Annotated in this window: 17 protein-coding genes and 1 pseudogene; 6 read left to right on the forward strand and 12 right to left on the reverse strand. The window is 68.5% G+C overall.

The genetic code is table 11. The annotated features are described in order from the left end of the window. A partial coding sequence (locus AWQ68_RS16690) for an FAD-dependent oxidoreductase (protein WP_157545397.1) occupies window positions 1-751 on the reverse strand: 751 nt, incomplete at its 3' end. A gap of 279 nt (window positions 752-1,030) precedes the next feature. Between AWQ68_RS16690 and AWQ68_RS16695 the strand changes: the two genes are divergently transcribed. The 3 genes from AWQ68_RS16695 (at window position 1,031) to AWQ68_RS16705 (ending at window position 3,185) form a co-directional block, all read left to right on the forward strand. After that, window positions 1,031-1,459: an Rrf2 family transcriptional regulator gene (locus tag AWQ68_RS16695; protein WP_066941375.1), complete on the forward strand. Its 429-nt coding sequence runs from the start codon at window positions 1,031-1,033 to the stop codon at window positions 1,457-1,459. Between the two features lie 79 nt (window positions 1,460-1,538). Then, window positions 1,539-2,267, forward strand: a complete 729-nt coding sequence (locus AWQ68_RS16700; protein WP_066941376.1) for an NIPSNAP family protein — start codon at window positions 1,539-1,541, stop codon at window positions 2,265-2,267. Window positions 2,268-2,567: 300 nt separating this feature from the next. Continuing rightward, window positions 2,568-3,185: a TetR/AcrR family transcriptional regulator gene (locus tag AWQ68_RS16705; RefSeq protein ID WP_066941377.1), complete on the forward strand. Its 618-nt coding sequence runs from the start codon at window positions 2,568-2,570 to the stop codon at window positions 3,183-3,185. Window positions 3,186-3,194: 9 nt separating this feature from the next. On the opposite strand, the gene AWQ68_RS16710 is transcribed toward AWQ68_RS16705, so the two are convergent. The 8 genes and pseudogenes from AWQ68_RS16710 to AWQ68_RS16740 all read right to left on the reverse strand — a co-directional run bounded on the left by AWQ68_RS16710 (window position 3,195) and on the right by AWQ68_RS16740 (window position 10,033). Further along, window positions 3,195-3,509 (reverse strand): pyridoxamine 5'-phosphate oxidase family protein, encoded by a 315-nt coding sequence (locus AWQ68_RS16710; protein ID WP_084464082.1) that lies wholly within the window; start codon window positions 3,507-3,509, stop codon window positions 3,195-3,197. After that, entirely contained in the window at window positions 3,506-4,321 is an 816-nt protein-coding gene (locus AWQ68_RS16715; RefSeq protein ID WP_066941379.1) for an SDR family oxidoreductase, read from the reverse strand. The genes AWQ68_RS16710 and AWQ68_RS16715 overlap by 4 nt, the downstream gene beginning before the upstream one ends. Before the next feature lie 740 nt (window positions 4,322-5,061). Further along, entirely contained in the window at window positions 5,062-5,310 is a 249-nt protein-coding gene (locus AWQ68_RS45970; RefSeq protein ID WP_306306806.1) for a DUF6131 family protein, read from the reverse strand. Window positions 5,311-5,599: 289 nt separating this feature from the next. Further along, window positions 5,600-6,763: an alpha-hydroxy-acid oxidizing protein gene (locus tag AWQ68_RS16720; RefSeq protein ID WP_066941699.1), complete on the reverse strand. Its 1,164-nt coding sequence runs from the start codon at window positions 6,761-6,763 to the stop codon at window positions 5,600-5,602. Window positions 6,764-7,035: 272 nt separating this feature from the next. Continuing rightward, a complete protein-coding gene (locus AWQ68_RS16725; RefSeq protein WP_066941381.1) occupies window positions 7,036-7,602 on the reverse strand; it encodes a TetR/AcrR family transcriptional regulator in 567 nt (188 codons plus the stop codon). After that, window positions 7,599-8,018: an SRPBCC family protein gene (locus AWQ68_RS16730; RefSeq protein WP_066941383.1), complete on the reverse strand. Its 420-nt coding sequence runs from the start codon at window positions 8,016-8,018 to the stop codon at window positions 7,599-7,601. The genes AWQ68_RS16725 and AWQ68_RS16730 overlap by 4 nt, the downstream gene beginning before the upstream one ends. A 68-nt stretch (window positions 8,019-8,086) precedes the next feature. Then, window positions 8,087-8,440 (reverse strand): annotated as a pseudogene (locus AWQ68_RS16735) (DUF6221 family protein); the annotation flags it as partial. 42 nt (window positions 8,441-8,482) lie between these two features. Beyond that, window positions 8,483-10,033, reverse strand: a complete 1,551-nt coding sequence (locus AWQ68_RS16740; protein WP_066941386.1) for a carboxylesterase/lipase family protein — start codon at window positions 10,031-10,033, stop codon at window positions 8,483-8,485. Window positions 10,034-10,610: 577 nt separating this feature from the next. Here AWQ68_RS16740 and AWQ68_RS16745 point away from each other — a divergent pair. Further along, entirely contained in the window at window positions 10,611-11,855 is a 1,245-nt protein-coding gene (locus tag AWQ68_RS16745) for a cytochrome P450 (protein ID WP_169808933.1), read from the forward strand. Window positions 11,856-12,043: 188 nt separating this feature from the next. On the opposite strand, the gene cobF is transcribed toward AWQ68_RS16745, so the two are convergent. The 3 genes from cobF to AWQ68_RS16760 all read right to left on the reverse strand — a co-directional run bounded on the left by cobF (window position 12,044) and on the right by AWQ68_RS16760 (window position 15,040). Beyond that, window positions 12,044-12,796, reverse strand: a complete 753-nt coding sequence (gene cobF, locus AWQ68_RS16750) for a precorrin-6A synthase (deacetylating) (RefSeq protein ID WP_066941388.1) — start codon at window positions 12,794-12,796, stop codon at window positions 12,044-12,046. Between the two features lie 179 nt (window positions 12,797-12,975). Continuing rightward, the gene (locus AWQ68_RS16755) at window positions 12,976-13,890 is read right to left on the reverse strand and encodes a hypothetical protein (RefSeq protein WP_218006901.1); all 915 of its coding nucleotides are present in this window, start codon (window positions 13,888-13,890) and stop codon (window positions 12,976-12,978) included. Between the two features lie 253 nt (window positions 13,891-14,143). Continuing rightward, window positions 14,144-15,040: a LysR family transcriptional regulator gene (locus AWQ68_RS16760; RefSeq protein WP_066941391.1), complete on the reverse strand. Its 897-nt coding sequence runs from the start codon at window positions 15,038-15,040 to the stop codon at window positions 14,144-14,146. 119 nt (window positions 15,041-15,159) lie between these two features. Between AWQ68_RS16760 and AWQ68_RS16765 the strand changes: the two genes are divergently transcribed. Next, window positions 15,160-15,666 (forward strand): nuclear transport factor 2 family protein, encoded by a 507-nt coding sequence (locus tag AWQ68_RS16765; protein ID WP_066941392.1) that lies wholly within the window; start codon window positions 15,160-15,162, stop codon window positions 15,664-15,666. A 192-nt stretch (window positions 15,667-15,858) separates the two neighbouring features. Further along, window positions 15,859-17,163, forward strand: coding sequence for an FAD-binding oxidoreductase (locus tag AWQ68_RS16770; RefSeq protein ID WP_066941394.1), 1,305 nt, complete (start codon window positions 15,859-15,861; stop codon window positions 17,161-17,163). Window positions 17,164-17,171: the final 8 nt, after the last annotated feature.

Raw genomic sequence — 17,171 nt, forward strand, 5'->3', positions numbered from 1 at the left:
CGCCCCCGCCGTAGGTACGGGTGGCAGACCCGGCTCTGATGGCCCAGGTGATCTGGGCGTCCTCAAGCTGGGCCAGGGCGATCAGTGTGGTGGCGGCCGAGTGTCCCGCGCCGACCACGAGCGTGTGCTTGCCCGCGTAGGTCGCGCGGTCGGCACCCAGCACGTCGGGCAGAGCGTGGTCGATGACGTCGGCGGCATCGGTTTCGCCGAAGGCGGGCAGGCCGCTCGCACCGAGCACGTTCGGCGTGGTCCATGTGCCGGAGGCGTCGATGACGGCCCTGGCCTGGATCTCCTCGCCGCTGTCGAGCCGTACCAGGAAGGGGGCCTCCTCGCGTCCCTTGGTGCGGACCCGGTCGTAGCCGAGGCGGCTGATCGCGATCACCTTGACTCCGGTGCGCAGCCGGTCCCCGATGGCGTCGGCCAGCGGAGCGAGGTAGCCGGAGACGATCTCAGCACCGGTCGGCAGCCACTCGGGATCGGGCGCGGTCCACCCACGGGCCTCCAGCAGGCGACGGGCGGCGGGGTCGATGTTGTAGCGCCACGGACTGAACACCCGTACGTGGCCCCACTGCGTGATGGACGCGCCCGCCTGCTCGCCCGCCTCGATGACCTGGAAGTCCAGGCCGCGCTCAGTCAGATGGGCGGCGGCGGCCAAGCCCACGGGGCCGGCGCCGATCACCACGACCGGAAGGCCGGCGCGCGGCGTGAACTGCTCGATCTCCACGGTCTCTGTGCTGCAGCATCCACCCATGGCGGCTGTCTCCTCGATTGTCGGCGAAGCATCAGGTCGGCGGTGTGAGCACGGTCAGACAGAACCCACACCCTCTGATTAGAAGCGTGTCGAAGTAATTCGAGCATGCCGCACTGATTAGAGACATGTCAAATTAGACGTACGCCAAAGCAGCCCACCCCAAGGACGGACGGGCCGCCGCCCCACCCTGTCACGTTCATGCCGCAGCTCCTTGGCGGCAAGGACGCGCTTGACGATCTCGCCTTGTTGTAACAAGGTTTGTTTCAAACGGGAGGCGAGATGGCGGAGAACAGTCGGCTGACGATCGCAACACATGTGCTGACGTGGATGGCGCTTGCTCGCCGGCGCGGGCAGGACCTGTTGACCTCCGAGCAGGTGGCCGCCAGCGTGAACACCAACCCTGTGATCATCCGGCGCAGCCTGGGCGACCTCCGCCGAGCGGGCCTCGTGGAGGTACGCCGGGGCGCGGGGGCGGGCTGGATCCTGGCCCGCACGCCGGAGGAGATCACCTTGCTCGACGTCTACAACGCGGTCGAGCAGCACCCGCTGTTCGCGATGCATCACACCGACCCCAACCTCGAGTGCCCCGTCGGGAAGGGCATCCGCCCAGCGTTGGGTCACGTCTACGACGGCGTCGAGCAGGCCCTACGTCACGAGTTGCAGCGCACCTCGATCGCCGATGTGCTGAAGCGGACTCTCCAGGAGTAGGTGATCCACGCTCAGAGCCGACCGTACCTACAGCACGCACTCAGTTGTAACAAGAATTGTTCTGAGAGAGGCAGGCGACATGGCGCCGATCGGCGAGTATCCGATCACCGAGCTGAGGCAGTACACGTTGCACCCTGGCCGGCGGGACATCCTGATCGATCTGTTCGACCGGGAATTCGTCGAAAGCCAGGAAGCCGTCGGCATGAGAATCTTGGGGCAGTTCCGTGATCTCGATGACCCGGACCGGTTCGTCTGGCTACGAGGATTCAGCGACATGCCGTCTCGCGCCGAGGCGCTGGCCCGCTTCTACGGCGGTCCGGCGTGGAAGGCGCACGGTCCCGCGGCCAACGCCACGATGATCGACTCCGACAACGTACTGCTCCTGCGTCCGGCGACGACGAGTTCCGGCTTCCCCGCCACGACGGCCATACGGCCCCCGATCGGCGGCGCCGCGCCACCTCCGTCGCTCGTTCTGGCGACGATCTACCGGCGCGACAGGCCGTTCGACGAGGCGTTCACCGGCTTCTTCGATCGCGAGGTCCGCCCGCTGCTGACCGCGACCGGAGCGTCGCCGCTGGCGTATCTGCACACGGAGTACGCCGAGAACACCTTCCCCGCGCTTCCGGTACGTACGGGCGAAAACGTCTTCATGTGGTTCGCGCGTTTTCCCAGCCAGGCTCACCTCGACGAGCATCTGACCCGGCTGAACGACTCGGACCGCTGGCGGGACCACGTGGCTCCCGTCCTGGAGCCGATGGTGCTGCAGCGGTTGCGGCTCACCCCTTCCGCCAGATCCCTACTGCGTTGAAACGGGGTCGACCGAGGGCGGCTTGCCTGCTGCCGGACGGATGTCGGCCGACCGTGAGCGGTACTTCCCAGGCAGGTTGGTGACGCGGCTAAGGGGTGCCCGGCTGGAGCAGTCGGACATCCCCGCCGCGCCGTGCGGGGCGGTATCGCCTGGCCCATCGGGCGTCGGCGGTGTGGGCGTTCGGCTCTGCGGCGGACGCTCCAGTCGCCGCCGACGATGCGGCGGGCGACGCTAGGGGCCATGGTCTCCCCTGCGACGGGGTCGGTACATAGTAAACGAAGATTCGTTTACTATGTACCGATGACGCTAGGACGGCCCAGAACAGTCAGCGACGAACAGGTTCTCGCCGGTGCCGCACGCGTGATCGCACGTATGGGTCCCGCACGCCTGACGCTGGCCGAGGTCGGCCGTGAGGTCGGATTGTCCGCGGCTACCTTGGTGCAGCGGTTCGGCTCCAAACGTGGCGTCCTGCTGGCGGTGGCCGCTCACGGAGTCGACGCCTTGCCCCGTCAGGTGGCCGCCGCCAAGGATGCGAGCGCCCCCGCCGCGACCCTGATCGAGATCCTCGCCGCGGCGGCCGGCACCATCCGCGACTCCGAGGAGTTCGCCAACCACCTGGCGTTCCTGTTGCTGGACATGGCCGACCCGCAGTTCCAACGGATCAGCCGCGACTACGCCGCCGCCGTCGAACGTGCGATCGCAGACGTCCTGGCCGCGGGCCAAGCCGCCGGTGAGCTCATCAAAGGTGATCTCAGCCGACTGTCGCGGGCGGTTCACGCCGCCTACAACGGAGCACTCATCGCCTGGGGCCTGTCGGGTGACGGCAGCCCAGCCGAACACGTCCGTGAGCAACTGACCCTGCTCCTCGGCCCGTACCTCGAACCAACGAGTCCGGTCCGGCCACAACCGGCAACCTGACGACGACCATCACCAGCCACAACCCGGAGGCGGGAGCGGCTCGGCCACCCTCCGCGGATCACTGGACACCGTGGCGGCGCCTTCGAGGGTGACCCAGCGAAATCCCTCGGCTTGGCAGAGCGCGGCACGTCCGCCTGGGCGGACGGCCACGTTGCGGGCCTTGCGCGAGGAGGCGACGGTCAGGACTCGGACCAGAGCCGCGGCGCGGTCCCAGGTGAAGCGCACCACCACCAGGTGCGGGGAGCCGTCCGGTCGCAACGTGGTCAAGGCGGCCGCGTGCGGCTCGGCCAGGAACGCCTCCGCCGAGCTCGGCGGATCGCTCATCGGAAGGCGGCGTTGTTTCGCGCCGCCCAGTCGGCGAAGGTGCGCGGCGTTCGGCCGAGGATTCGCTGCACGTCCGGGCTGACCTTCTGCTCGGCGGCGGTCGGCTCGCCCAGGATGGCCAGGGTGCCCTCCACGATCGGTTCGGGCATGAACTGCAGCATCTGCGCGCGGGCCTCCTCGCGAGTCTGCTCGACGAAGCGCACCGCCGTGCCCAACGCCTCCCCGATCGTCGCGGCGCGCTCGCGCGGGGTGACCAGCGCCGGGCCGGTGAGCTCGTACGTACGTCCGGCGTGCCCGGCTTCCCGCAGGATCACGGCCGCGACCTCGGCGATGTCGGCCGGATCGATGGCCGGCAGCCCGACATCGCCGAAGGGGGCGGCGACCGTACGGTCCGCGCGAATCTGCTCCGCCCAGGCGAAGGCATTGGAGTCGAAACCGCCGGGCCGCAGGATCGTCCAGTCCAGCCCCGAGCCGCGGACGGCGTCCTCGAAGGCGGCGGCGTGGCGGTAGGCCTGCGGCCGGGTCCCCGCACCCTGGGAGGACAGCAGCACCACTCGCCGTATCCCGCCCGCCTTGGCCATGTCGAGGATGGCCTGCGGATCCTGCCCCGCGACAAGCAGGAACAACGCGTCGGCCCCGTCGAAGGCCGCCTTCAGGCCGGCGGGCTCGGCGAGGTCGGCCACGCTGTGCCGGACCCCCTCAGGAAGCGGTGCCGACTGCCGGGAGAGCCCGGTCACCCGCTCCCCCGCCTCGCCAAGCAGGCGGACCAACTCGTGCCCGACTTTGCCGGTGGCACCGGTTACGACGATCATGGAACTAAGCTCGAGTTAGTTAGCTGACTGACTTAACGCGGATGACCATAACGTGCCGGACAGGCCTGTGTCCATAGTTAGTCAGACAGCTAACTCGAAGCGAGTGGGTCCCAACGGGAACGCATTCCACGCGCACGAGGAGCAGGAGCGGCCGGCCAGTGCCGCCGCGCCTGTACCGCTTCAGAACTCATCGCATAGGGCTTGAACTGGGGAGTTCTCTGGAACGGCTACGCGACTCACTGCTACTCGGGGCCAGCGCCAACGTCGCCGCACCGTGCCGCAGGTCATGCCACCTCACCGCCGGCAGACCCCTCGCCCGCACCAACTCATGGACGCGGTGAGTGAGATGGCTCGGCTGCAACGCCGTCCCGCCCTCTCGGGGTGAACTCCGGCCGGCGGCTCGACGGTCCACACCGCGACCAACGGAGGCTCCCCGCCACGCCGCCTCTCGACGTGCCGTCCACGCCACCGGACGCGGTGACGAAAGAAGCCGTATCCCGGCGCCGGTTGTCCGCGATCAGATCCTCGGGGACCGCCTGGTTCGAACAGTGCCCGCAACGTCCTTGTCCTGCAGATCCACCGGCAGGCCGGTCCGGACGGTGCCCATCACTGACTGGGGGTCTCAGGCTTCCGCCGAACGGGCCGGCCGGCGCGATCACAGGCAAAGAAGGACCGGCCAAGGGAGCGGCCGATCGCGATGAGTGAATCCGCGGTCCAACTGCGGAAAGGACCGCTGAGGATCACCAATAGTGGCGTCGTCCTCCGACCGCGTGTCCGAGTGCTCCAAGGAGCCACAGGACAGCGCCGATCACCAGCAGCGCTATCCCGATAGCCCACAAGATGGAGATGCCGAACACGAACCCGATGATGAGGAGGATGATTCCGAGAACAATCATTGAGCCCTCCGATTCGTCCAGAAGGAGTAGTAACGTCCCTTTGCCCGACTGGTCGCTACATATGCCCCTATACCGCACCAAAGCCCATCGCATAAGGTTTGAGCTGCACGTTCTTCGAACATCCACCCGGCTCGGTGGTACTCGTTGATCGGCCCACCGAGTACCTTCCGACGCTTGATCCGACCTTCCAGCGGTACGACAGTCCACTCGCCATGACCGGTGGCCGCTCAGAGTCGGAGAGGCACAAGAGAACGATCTTCCCTGAGCCGCTGTCTCAAGGTCGAGCCACAGGTCAAACGCCGGCGACCCCTCGCCCCGCGAACCTGCGCAAAGGCGGCTCCAGGCTCCTCTTCGTACACGCTCCCGGACGCGGGCTGCTCGGTCAGGGCACCCGCACCAGTACGTCGGGGCCCAGGTCACTGATCGACCGGTAGCCGTTGAGTCCCATCGTCAGGTCCGCCTCGGCGAGCAGGCAGCGCAGCACGTGCTCCGCGCCCGCGGCGCCTCCCAGCGTGATGCCCCAGCCGTAGGGGCGGCCGACCGCGACCGCGGTGGCACCCAGTGCGAGGGCCTTGACCACGTCGACACCCGTGCGCACGCCTGAGTCGAAGATGACCGGCATGCCCTCCGCCGCGGCGACGACGGCGGGCAGGAAGTCGAGCGCTGGAGCGCTGGCCGCCTGCCGGCCGCCGTGGTTGGAGCAGTAGACGCCGTCGACGCCGCCGTCGCGCGCCCGACGTACGTCGTCGGGGTGGCAGATGCCCTTGAGGAGCAGCGGCAGGCTGGTGAGGCCGCGCAGCCAGGCCAGGTCGTCCCAGGACAGGGCCGGGTTGCCGAACGTGAGGGCCCAGGCGAACGTCGCGGCGGCGGGGTCCTTCTCGGGTGTCTTCTCCAGCCGGCTACGGAAAACGGGGTCGCTGAAGTAGTTGGCCAGGCACAGTCCCTGCAGCTGGGGCATCGTGGCGTGCCGGAGGTCCCGCGGGCGCCAGCCCAGGGACCAGGTGTCGAGCGTGACCACGATGCCGGCGTACCCGGCGGCCTCGGCCCGGCGCACGAAGCTCTCCGCGAGCTCGCGGTCGTTGGGCGTGTAGAGCTGGTAAAAGCCCGGGGTGTCGCCCAGGGCGGCTGCCACGTCCTCCATCGGGTCCTGGGTGAGCGTCGAGGCGACCATGGGGACGCCGGTCGCGGCCGCCGCCTTCGCCACCTCGAGGTCGCCGTGCCGGCTCTCGTGCATGATGCCGACCACTCCGATCGGTGCCATCATCAGCGGCGTCGGGTAGCGGCGACCGAACAGCTCGACGGACAGGTCGCGCTCGGCGGCGCCGGAGAGCATCCGCGGCACGATCCCCCAGCGCTCGAACGCGGTGACGTTGCCGCGCTGGGTCACCTCGTCGCCGGCGCCACCGGCGACGTAGTCGTAGAGGACCGGGTCGAGCTTCTCCGCTGCGAGCGCCTCGAGATCGCTGTAGGCCACCGGGTACCCCGGCTTCTCGCCGTTCAGTCCGGCCAGGTAGATGTGCATGTTGAAGTCGGAGAAGTTCGGCATGTTCGGCCTTCTGAGGTCGAGTCGGGGGGCGGGTTGGGCGAGCTCGCGCTTCAGGACCTTCCCGGTGGCGGTCATCCGCAGGGCGGACACTACCTCAACGATGCGCCGGTACTTGTACGCGGCCAGCTGCTCCTTCGCCCAGGCATCGATCCCCGCAGACATCACCTCGGCGCCGCCCTTGGACAGCACGAACGCCTTGATCTCCTCACCCTGCCGGCGGTTGCCTGCGAGTCCTGCTGATCACCGGGTCGAGGCCCGCACGATCAATGGTGTCAGCTGTCCGCAGGGTGCTCGACCAGCTCCTGGAAGAGCCGGTCGAGCAGCAGGAGCGCCTCGTCCACACCCTTCCGGTCGCCGGTCAGCAGCAGGTCGAAGAGGAGGCCGCGGGTGGCGGCCAGGCTCAGCCGAGCGTACGCGCGGGCCTCCTCCGGGCCCATCCCGCTCTGTCGGCAGATCTCGGTCAGCGGGGGCAGCCAGACAGCGATGAGATCGTTCCGCAGGCCCTGGGCGTATGGACGGTCCTGCATGGCGTGCGCGGAGAATTCGAAGAAGAGACGCCCGTAGATCAGGGTGGCTTCGACCAGTTTGTCCCAGAAACGCAGCCAGCTCTCCCTTAGGGGCAGGTCGTCCACGGCCAGGTCCGCGAGGGCCGCCCGCTGCCGTGCCTCGACCTCTCGCACGACCTCGGACAGCAGCCCTTCCCGGGAGCCGAAGTGGTGAATCAGCATGCGGTGACTGGTGCCGAGGCCGGTCGCGATGGAACGGAGGCTGGCATCCCCGACCCCGTGGGCGGCGAAGTACTCGATCGCCTTGGCCAGCCACTTCTCCTTGGGCGTCACGCCTGCTCGCTGCGCGCCTTCAGGCCCGCGGCCTCCACCGCGAGGTAGCGGGTGGTGAGCTTGCCGGTCAGCCGTGCCATGAGTGGACCGAGCGGCCCCTCCTGGTCGATGGTGAACCGGCACACCGTGCCGTCCGGGGCGGCCTCCACCCAGTGCCCTCCGATGACCCGCACGCCCGGGCTCCTGCTCGCCCAGGCGAAATACTCGCCTTCCACCAGCTCGGTCACTTCCCAGACCGCCGTCAGCAGCTTCGGCTGCTTGACCTTCGCCCGCGACCCGACCTTCAACGGCCCCGGCTCGGCGAGTTCCACCGACGTGACCGACTCGGCCCATTCGGGCCAGCGTTCCACGTCGCTGAACACCTCCCACACACGCTGCGGGCTGGCGGCGATCCTGACCGAAGATTCAAAGCGCATGTACCAAATGGTACATCTCGGGCGCGGGCGACGCTCGTGCGACGCCGTGCCCGTCTCGGCGAGTGATGTCAGGGGCGCCACTCCGGGCGGTAGTCCTCGTGCCAGTCATAGGCGGCGGCCTCCAGACGCAGCAGATGCTCGGCCTGGGCGCGCTTCCCCGCATCGCCCCGGCTCCCGTCCACCACGTGAGCCAGATACTTCAGACGGTCCTGCTTGACGGCCAGTTCGTTCAGGACGCGGGCCGGGTCGTTGTGCACGATGTGCCGCTCATACGAAACGTCCAGGGTGACCGCGATCCGCGGCTGCGCGCAGTCGGGCACCTCCATGTCCTGGTGGCCGTACACGGACTGACGGGTAAAGCGCTTCGGATCATTCCGGGTACTCCGTCGCGCGTGGTTTCTGCGTCGCTGCCGGCCCCGGCGAGCACTGCGCGCATCGGGGCCGGCAGCATGCTGTCGTACTGGTCAGCTCGGGTTGAGCTCGTTCTTCCAGAGCTCGCGCTCGTCGCGGCGCGGGTCGGAGACGATGGTGTTGCCCGGCTTGTTGTCGCGATGGAAGGTCATCACCGGGCGTTCGGTGGTGTTGTAGGGAGCCCATCCGGCGAGATCACCGGTCTTGACGAACTCGACCCAGCGCCCGTGCAGAGCGTCTGCGAGGTCTTGGGGCGGGTTCGGGCCGGTGAATTCTTCGCTGTCGGGGTTGTCGAGTGTGTCCCAGGCGAAGGGCAGCGGCAGGCTGTGGCAGGCGCCGAGCTTGACACGCAGGGCGTTGGGTGCCGTCGGTGAGCGCCAGCCGAACTCGAACACGTGGGTGGTGGCGATCGCATCGATGCCGGTGCGGGCTTCGGCGATGCGGTAGGTGGGGATGCGGAACATCCGGTCGGTCAGTGCCGCGGAGGCGATGCCGGACGGGGCGTTGCGGGCGTAGGGCTCGACGTTGGTCTCGGCATAGCGGTCGTAGAACCCGGCCGGGACACCGTAGACCTCGGTCCTGGTCCTGAACGGCCGCGCGCCGGGCCAGGCCACCATGGGCGTGGGGACGATGAAAAGCCGGAACTCCTCGACGGCGGTGCCGATCAGCAGCGGCACATCAGCGCCCCGGCCCTCGGCGATGGCGTCGATCGGCAGTTGCGGCACCACATCGCCATCGATCACCGGCATGAACGACATCCCGCACGAGGCGATGGTGCTCGCCCCGTACCGCTGTGGGTCGGCCGTGGTGGTGACGTCATCGCTCACTTCGCCCTGTGCCGAGATCAGGTCGGCGATGTCCACCGCGGCGAGGGCGCGGGCGGTCGGTTCGACACCCAGTCGCGCGGCGACGGCGGCGGTGATGAGGGCGGCGTCCTCGCGAGTCTGACCGATGTGCGCGCTGCCGCTTTCAACGATGGCCTTGTGGAACAGGCCCTGGTCGAGGGAAAGCAGGGTCAGCACGCTCATCGCGCCGGCGGACTCGCCGGCCACGGTGACGTTGTTCGGGTCTCCGCCGAAGTTGGCGATGTTGTCCCTCACCCATTGCAAGGCGAAGATCTGGTCGAGCAGGCCGCGGTTGGCCGGGGCGGGAGCGTCGTCGATGCAGGCGAAGCCGTCCACGCCGAGGCGGTAGTTGATGGTGACGCAGACCACGCCGTCACGGGCGAACGTGGCACCGTCGTAGGCGGTCACCGCGGAAGAGCCAGTGGTGAACGCGCCACCGTGGATCCACACCAGCACCGGTGCGCCACCGTGGACGTCTGGACTCCACACGTTCAGGTTGAGGTAGCCGTCCCCCGGGATGACCGGATTGCGGAACAGCTCGCCGAGCTTCCCCTTGAGGCGCGGCTGCGGCGGGGTCGGCCCGAACTGGTGGGCGTCCAGCACCTTGCTCCATGGCTTGGGCGGCACGGGCGGGCCGAACCTGTTCGGCCCGACGGGGGCGGCGGCGTAGGGGACGCCGCGGAAGGAAGCGATTCCGTTCTCGATCAGCCCCGACACGGGACCATAGGCGGTCTGGACGTCAACCGTGGTAGGCGACATGGCACTCCTGGGGCCGGGAAAGGGCGGCGAACGCTCGCCCGGGCGGCCGTCCCCCTTCGAGCACCGGCCCGGCCGCCATTCGCGCCAGGCACCACGTTGACTACCCAGCGTGATGACAATTCACCCCAAAGTGACGGATTTGGGGATATACACCCTAAAAGGAATCCCCGCGTAAGCACTCCCTCTGGGATCGCGCGAGCGCCGGCGAATCGGCGCCCTGATCAGCCGAGGTCGCATCCCTCCAATCGAATCACCCAGTAATATCGGTGATTCCCAAAGGTCAAAGTCTTCGCGATCGCTTGCCCAACGTTGCCATTCACAATAATTCGCTTTAGTTGGGATTCGCTATCTACTGCGAATTGACCGGAACGCCTGGCCCGGCAACCTACCCGCGGGTAAGGATGTAGACGCACTGCGTTTCATGCAGGAGGTGAAGTCCATGACGGCTCTCAAGAACCTTCTGGCGAAGAGGCGGGTGGCCCGGCTCAGGCCCTACACCAGCTGGAGCTGATCCGTTGTGGCGGGGAGGATGTCCGTGGATCGGCCGCCTGGGCCGCGAAACGGGGAGATCCCGGGAGTGGCGCCGTTCGCGGCCGACCCGACATCTTTCCTCGTCGAGGGCACGGCGCGTTACGGCGATGTATGGGCGATCCGTCCACGCGTTTACGTAGTAGCCGGGTCGGAGCTGACCAGAGAAGTATTTCGCCGCACGGGAAAGGGCTTCGACGTCCTTGAGGGAGCGTTCGCGGCCCCGCCCGTGGAGCGCCGTGCCCGGCAACAGGTCGGCGGCCACTCCGCCATGGCCCTGGTGCGCGGACTTCGTCCCGCCGCGGTCCATGAGAAGACCGGCATGCTGGCGGCGGAGGCCGCCGCTTTGGCTACTGATTGGCCGCTGGACCAAGAGGTGGATGTACTCCCTCAGGTCAATCGCACGATTTCGCGCATGGGGGCCTATTACTGTTTCGGCCCGGACGCTCCAGCTCTGATGCACGCAGAAGAAGAGCTTGCCCGCCTGCGCATAGAGCTCACCCACAGGTACCTTTATCTGCCGTCGTGGGTCCCTTCACCGTCGCGGATGCGCGTGTACCGCTGTCAGAGGAGACTCGCCGGGCGCATTCGTGAAGTCATCGATCAGCGTCTGGCCGAGGGCCGCCGTGAGCAAGATCTGCTCGCCGCCGCGATGCAGGCATCGCAAGAGGACGGCATGCGCCCCGGTAATCGCATCGCCTACGGCTTGGCCACCTTGATGGTGGCCGCCCAGGAGATGCCCACGCGTGCGACCGGCTGGCTCATGATGGAGCTGGCGCGCCACCCCCAGTGGGCCGACCGCATCTCCGCTGAGGCGGTGAGCCTCCCCGAGAACCCGGCCGAGACCGACTCCACGCATCTTGCCCGACTCCGTCTCACCAACGCGTTCGTCCGCGAGACGCTGCGCCTCCACCCGCCCACCTGGCTGATCTCCCGTTCGATCACGGCACCGACCGAGCTCGGCGGATTCCGATTGCTTCCCGGCGACAACATCCTGGTCTCGCCTTACCTGCTGCACCACGATCGGCGCTACTTCGCCGACCCGGACGATTTCCGTCCGCAACGCTGGCTCGGGCCGGATAACGCCGATCACAACCCCGCCTACCTGCCCTTCGGGGCAGGGCCGCAGATCTGCCGAGGAGCGGCGCTGGCCACGACCGAGATGATTCTCATCGCCGCGATGATGGCCGGCCGCCACCGGTTCTCCGGTCATGCGACCACCCCCTACCGACTGGACGCCAAAGGCGCTCTGACCCCCGCAGGCCTCCGGCTGGTATGCCGCCAACGTGCTTGAACTCCAGCGAGGAGCGTGCCTTTCTCCAACGCGGGATGGCTCTGGCGATGGACTGGGCGACGCCGGCTCACGTACAGGCGACGACGGGCTGCCCCTCCGTCGCCGGCCCGCTCCCCCGCGCTGCCCCGCGCTGGCAAAAGAGGTCGAACCGCACGGGCACAAGGTACGAAGCGGTACAGGGCGGATGCTCAGCGGGACGTCTTGCGCAGCAGATAGGTGTCCATGATCCACCCCTTGCGTGCTCGGGCTTCGGCTCGCACCTCGCGGATGCGGTCGGCGACCTCGGGCACCGGCCCGGCGACCAGGATCTCGTCGGGTGTGCCCAGGTAGGCGCCCCAGTAGATGTCGTACTCATCACCCAGATCGGCGAACGCGCAGTGCGCGTCCAGCATGACCACGACATCGTCGGCGGACGGCCCCTCCTCGGCGAGGCGGCGGCCGGTGGTGACGTGCACCGGCCGGGTGAGGCGGGTCAGGCCGGTACGGTGCCGGGCGGTGAGGGCGGACACGCTGCTGACCCCGGGGATGACCTCGTGGTCGAACCGGACCGAGCCCCGCCGGTGGATCTCTTCGACGATCGCCAGGGTGCTGTCGTACAGACCAGGGTCGCCCCACACGAGGAACGCGCCTACCTGGTCGTCCGCCAGTTCGTCACGGAAGAGCCGTTCGCAGATGTCGGCGCGACGCGAGCGCCAGTCCTCCACCGCGGCGGCGTAGGCCGGGGTGATGCGATCCCGTTCGGGATCGTCCACCGTGACGATCCGGTACGGCTGCCGGGCGTGAGCCTCGATGAGGTCGTGCCGCAGCCGTACGAGGTCGTGTTTGACCTCGCCCTTGTCGAGGATGAAGAACACGTCGGTGGCGGCGATCGCCTTGACCGCCTGCAGGGTGAGGTGGTCGGGATCACCGGCCCCGATGCCGATGATGAGGATGCGCTTCACACGGGCAAGTCTGCCCCTCCCTGACCGAGGGAGCCGACGCGGCCGGGTGCCGTGGAGCGCTGCGGATCACCTGTAGGGGCGCGCGCCTTCCCTGGCAGTGCCCGCACGGCGGCGCCGCCAACGCCTACCGAGCATGGCCCCAATCCCGGCGTTCCCGGTCAGGGATCAACGTCCGTGCGCTACCACGAAACCGCGATCTCACCATTGAGCACCTTGATGGCGTTGGCGAGGCGAGCCTCGTTGAGCAGCCTGATCGTGTTCAGCCGGCCACGGTGATCTGTGATGATCTTGTTCTGGTGTTCGGTGTACACCGCCTCGCGTATGCCGTAGTAGTCGACCTCCCGGCGGCACGCGGAATCCGCGAGCGCGGTGCGGATCTCCTCCGGTGTGCCGCGTGGCGGTTCTATCTCGTCGTTCGCGGCGGTCGTCGCCCAGCGCGGGTCGCCCATCGCGTCGACCGGGGTCCGGTAGTCGAAGCCCGCCCGCTTCATGCAGTCGCTCCAGGACCGCTCGGCCGCCTTGACACGCTCGTCCTGCCAGGCCGCGTCTGACGCGTTGTCGGCCAGCCCTTGGACCTCCTTCCGGTTGAACGTCTTCGTGACCTCGGTGGCGGGAACGCCCTTGGCTCCCTGGTTGAGCACACTGTCCACCTTGGCCTCGCACCCGCCGGGCGGCACCGCCTTGCCGTGGAAGCGTTTGATCTTTCCCGTCAACACGTAGAACTGCTCATCGGTGACGGAGTACGGCTCGAAACCGTCCGTCGCCATAATCGACGCGTGCCCGGGCGGCCCGGCATATCCGTACCGTCTGACCTGCCGATCGTCCATCCACCCCAGGTAATCGGCGTTCTTCGGATAGGTCGCCGGTTCGACGGCGGGCGCCTGGAAATCGATCCGGTACTGCTGCAGGCATTCCGTTATCAATGCGAACCGGGCGCGCAACACCTGTGCGCGATCGACAGGGCCGAGTTCGTAGGCGTCCAACGGAAGACTGAACGTGGGAACGCCGTCTCCGAAGACGCCGCCGATCAGACCGCATCCCGCGAGCGTGGCACCACACAGCGCCACCATGGCATTCCTGAGACCTCTGCGCATGGTCGTAAAGATCATCAGTCATTTGTATCCGACCAGCGGGAGTCACGTCTGTCAGAATCCGGAAAAATCCGCCCCGACTCGAACAGCGTGAAAGACACGCGTGCACCGGAAAAGACCTGGCCCCCAAGCCGCTACAGACGACCGGCGCCAAGAGAGGAAGGAGCAGGAGGAAATGGCCGAACTTCATGATCCCTGCCCCGAACAGCCTCTGGCGACCCTGCGGGTCAATACAGACAGGCGTTGACGATGTGGATCAGGTCTGGTCGGTGAGGAGGTCGTGGGCTGCCTTGGTGAAGGCGCGGACGCGGGCGGTGGTGTTGTCGGCTTGCCACAGCAGGCCCCATTGCAGGCGTGGGGCGTCGTCGAAGGGGACGTAGGCGACGTCGGGGCGGGCGTAGTAGCGCCTGGCGTGTGCGCCGACGGGGAAGACGCCGCGGCCGGCGCCGATGAGGGTGAGCATCTCGTTGAAGGTGGAGGCCGAGGGGCCGGGGGCGATCGGTTGTCCGGACGGGGTGGTGCTGGGGGTGCGGTCCCGGCGCACGGAGTCGGGCAGGGTGTCGGGAAGTTGGAGCAGGGTGACTCGGGCGAGGTCCTCCAGACTGACCGATGTGCGGCGTGCAAAGGGATGCACGGCGGGGACGGCGAGCATGCGCACCTCCGACACCAGGACCGGCCCGGTGGCGATGCCGGGGTCGTCGATGGGGAAGGTGCCCAGGGCTATGTCGACGTCGCCGTTGCGCAGCCAGGGCATCAGGTCGATCATCTGCGCTTCACGTAGCTGGACGTCGCAGTCGGGATGGCGTCGGCGGAACAGCTCGGTGGCGCCGGCCAGCAGTTGACCGCCCGCGGCGCCGACGAAGGCGACCCGCAGCAGACCGGTCACGTCGCGGCCACTGGCGATGGCCTGCTCGAACGCGGCGGTGAGCTGGTCCCAGGCCGGGCGCAGGCCCTCGTGCAACCGCCGCCCGGCCGCGGTCAGCTCCACGCGGCGGCTGGTGCGGTTGAACAGCGGTACCCCGGTGCGGCGCTCCAGCTTGGCGATCGTCTGGCTGATCCGGGCGGTGGACACGTGCAGCCGTTGCGCCGTCCGGCCGAAATGCAGTTCCTCGGCGAGGGTGAGAAACACCTCCACTTCGTGACGCTCCAGCATGACCCTCCATCGTTAAGGCGCGCTTCACGATCGTTGCACAGGGTCGCATTGATCCGCCAGTCGCCCGGGCAGAGGGTGGAAGCGCTCGTCAACCCCTCTGATCTGCACGGGAGCACACCATGTGCACTATCGATGAACATGCGTTGTCCACTTTGGCCGCCGACACTGAAGCCGTCGTCGTGGAGCTGCGGGACCGGACCGAAATTCTGGACGCGCTGTACCGGTTCGGCCTCGGCCAGGACCTCAAGGACGCTGAGCTGTTCGCCTCGGCCTTCGCCGCCGACGCCGAGGTGGATTTCCGCCCCGCGGCCGCCAAGTGGGGCGGGCGTCCGCCGCTGCTGTCCGGACGGGACACGATCGTCACCACCATCCTGCGGACGTTCGCCGGCCGCGTCGACACCACGCACCAGGTCACCAACCCGCGCATCGCCATCGACGGCGACACCGCCCGCCTGACCGCCCTGGTGGAGGCCCAGCACCTGCTCACCGCCGACCACTCCACGTTCGCCCTGTTGAAGAACCCGTACGACGTCGAACTGGTCCGCGACGGGCGGCGCTGGGTCGTACGCCGGATGCGCATCGACAACGCCTGGTACCTCGGCGACCCGACCGCGATCTTCGGCTGACGCTCGCGATCCCCCGGCCGAGCGGATCCCCGGTCATCTCGCGCGTGTGTCATCACACGCCGCGCCGTTTCATCTTTCTTAGTTCTTCACGGAGGTGTGTTCCATTGCCGGCGTTGCGTGCCGCCACCACCGACGGCCTGCGCATCGCCGTGTTCGCCGCCTGACCTGCCGCTCCCAACCCAAGGAAGATCAATGAATGAGCTGAACAGCCTGCGGTCCGCCGTCCGAGGACGGATCCTGCTGCCCGGCGACCCCGGCTTCGACTCCGCCCGCCGTCCCTGGAACCTGGCCGTCGAGCAGCCCGTGGCGGCCGTGGTCGAGGCCGCCGACGCCGACGACGTCGCCACGCTCGTCCGGCACGCCCGCACCGCCGGACTGGGGATCGCCACCCAGCCCAACGGGCACGGCGCCACTGGCCACACCGACGGCACCGTCCTGCTACGCACCCGACGGCTGGACAGCCTGCACATCGACCCCACCACGCGCCGCGCCCGCATCGGCGCAGGCGTCGCCTCCGGCCGGCTGCAGGCCGCCGCCGCACCGCACGGCCTGACCGGCCTGCCCGGCAGCTCCCCGATCGTCAGCGTCACCGGCGTCGCCCTCGGCGGCGGCCTGAGCTGGTTCGGCCGCAAACACGGCTGGGTCGCCGACAACGTCACCGCCCTCGACATCATCGACGCCGACGGCCACCCGCGGCACATCACCGCCGGCACCGACCCCGACCTGTTCTGGGCGCTGCGCGGCGGAGGCGGCGACTTCGCCATCGTCACCGCCCTCGAACTCGCCCTGCACCCCGCCCCGCACCTGTACGGCGGCCGCATGCTGTGGACGGCCGAGCACGCCCCCGACGTGATGGACGCCTACCGGCAGATCACCGCCACCGCCACCGACGAACTGACCCTCTGGCTGGACCTGCTGCACTTCCCCGGCTCCGACCCCATGGTCGCCATCGACGCCACCTACCTCGGCGACGAAGACGAGGCGCGCGACCTGCTGCGTCCGCTGGACCGCCTGCCCGCCCCACTGTCCGACGGCAGGGCGACCATGACGGTCGCCGAACTCGGCACCATCACCGCCGAACCCACCGACCCCGGCCCCGGCTCCTCCCGCGCCGAACTGCTCACCGCACTCGACGACACCACCGTCAAGACCCTGCTCGCCGACCCGATCGCCCCGCTGCTGAGCGCGCAGATCCGGCACCTGGGCGGCGCGTTCACCCACCCCTCCGACTCCCCGCACGGCCCCCTGACCGAGCCCTACGCCCTCTACCTGTTCGGCGTCCCCACCGACCCGGCCGTCGCAGCCGCGATCGCGACCAAGCAGCGGGAACTCGCCGACGCCCTCCCCGTCAGCGGCCGCAAACCCCTCACCTTCCTCAACCCCGGCGAGACCGCGGCCGACGCCTTCACCCCCGCCGCACTGGAGCGCCTGCGCGCCATCAAGCGCCACCACGATCCGCACGACATCTTCCGCAGCAACTTCCCGATCGGCCGCTGAGCCCGGCG

The organism is Microtetraspora fusca (assembly GCF_001570365.1).
Taxonomy (GTDB): domain Bacteria; phylum Actinomycetota; class Actinomycetes; order Streptosporangiales; family Streptosporangiaceae; genus Microtetraspora; species Microtetraspora fusca.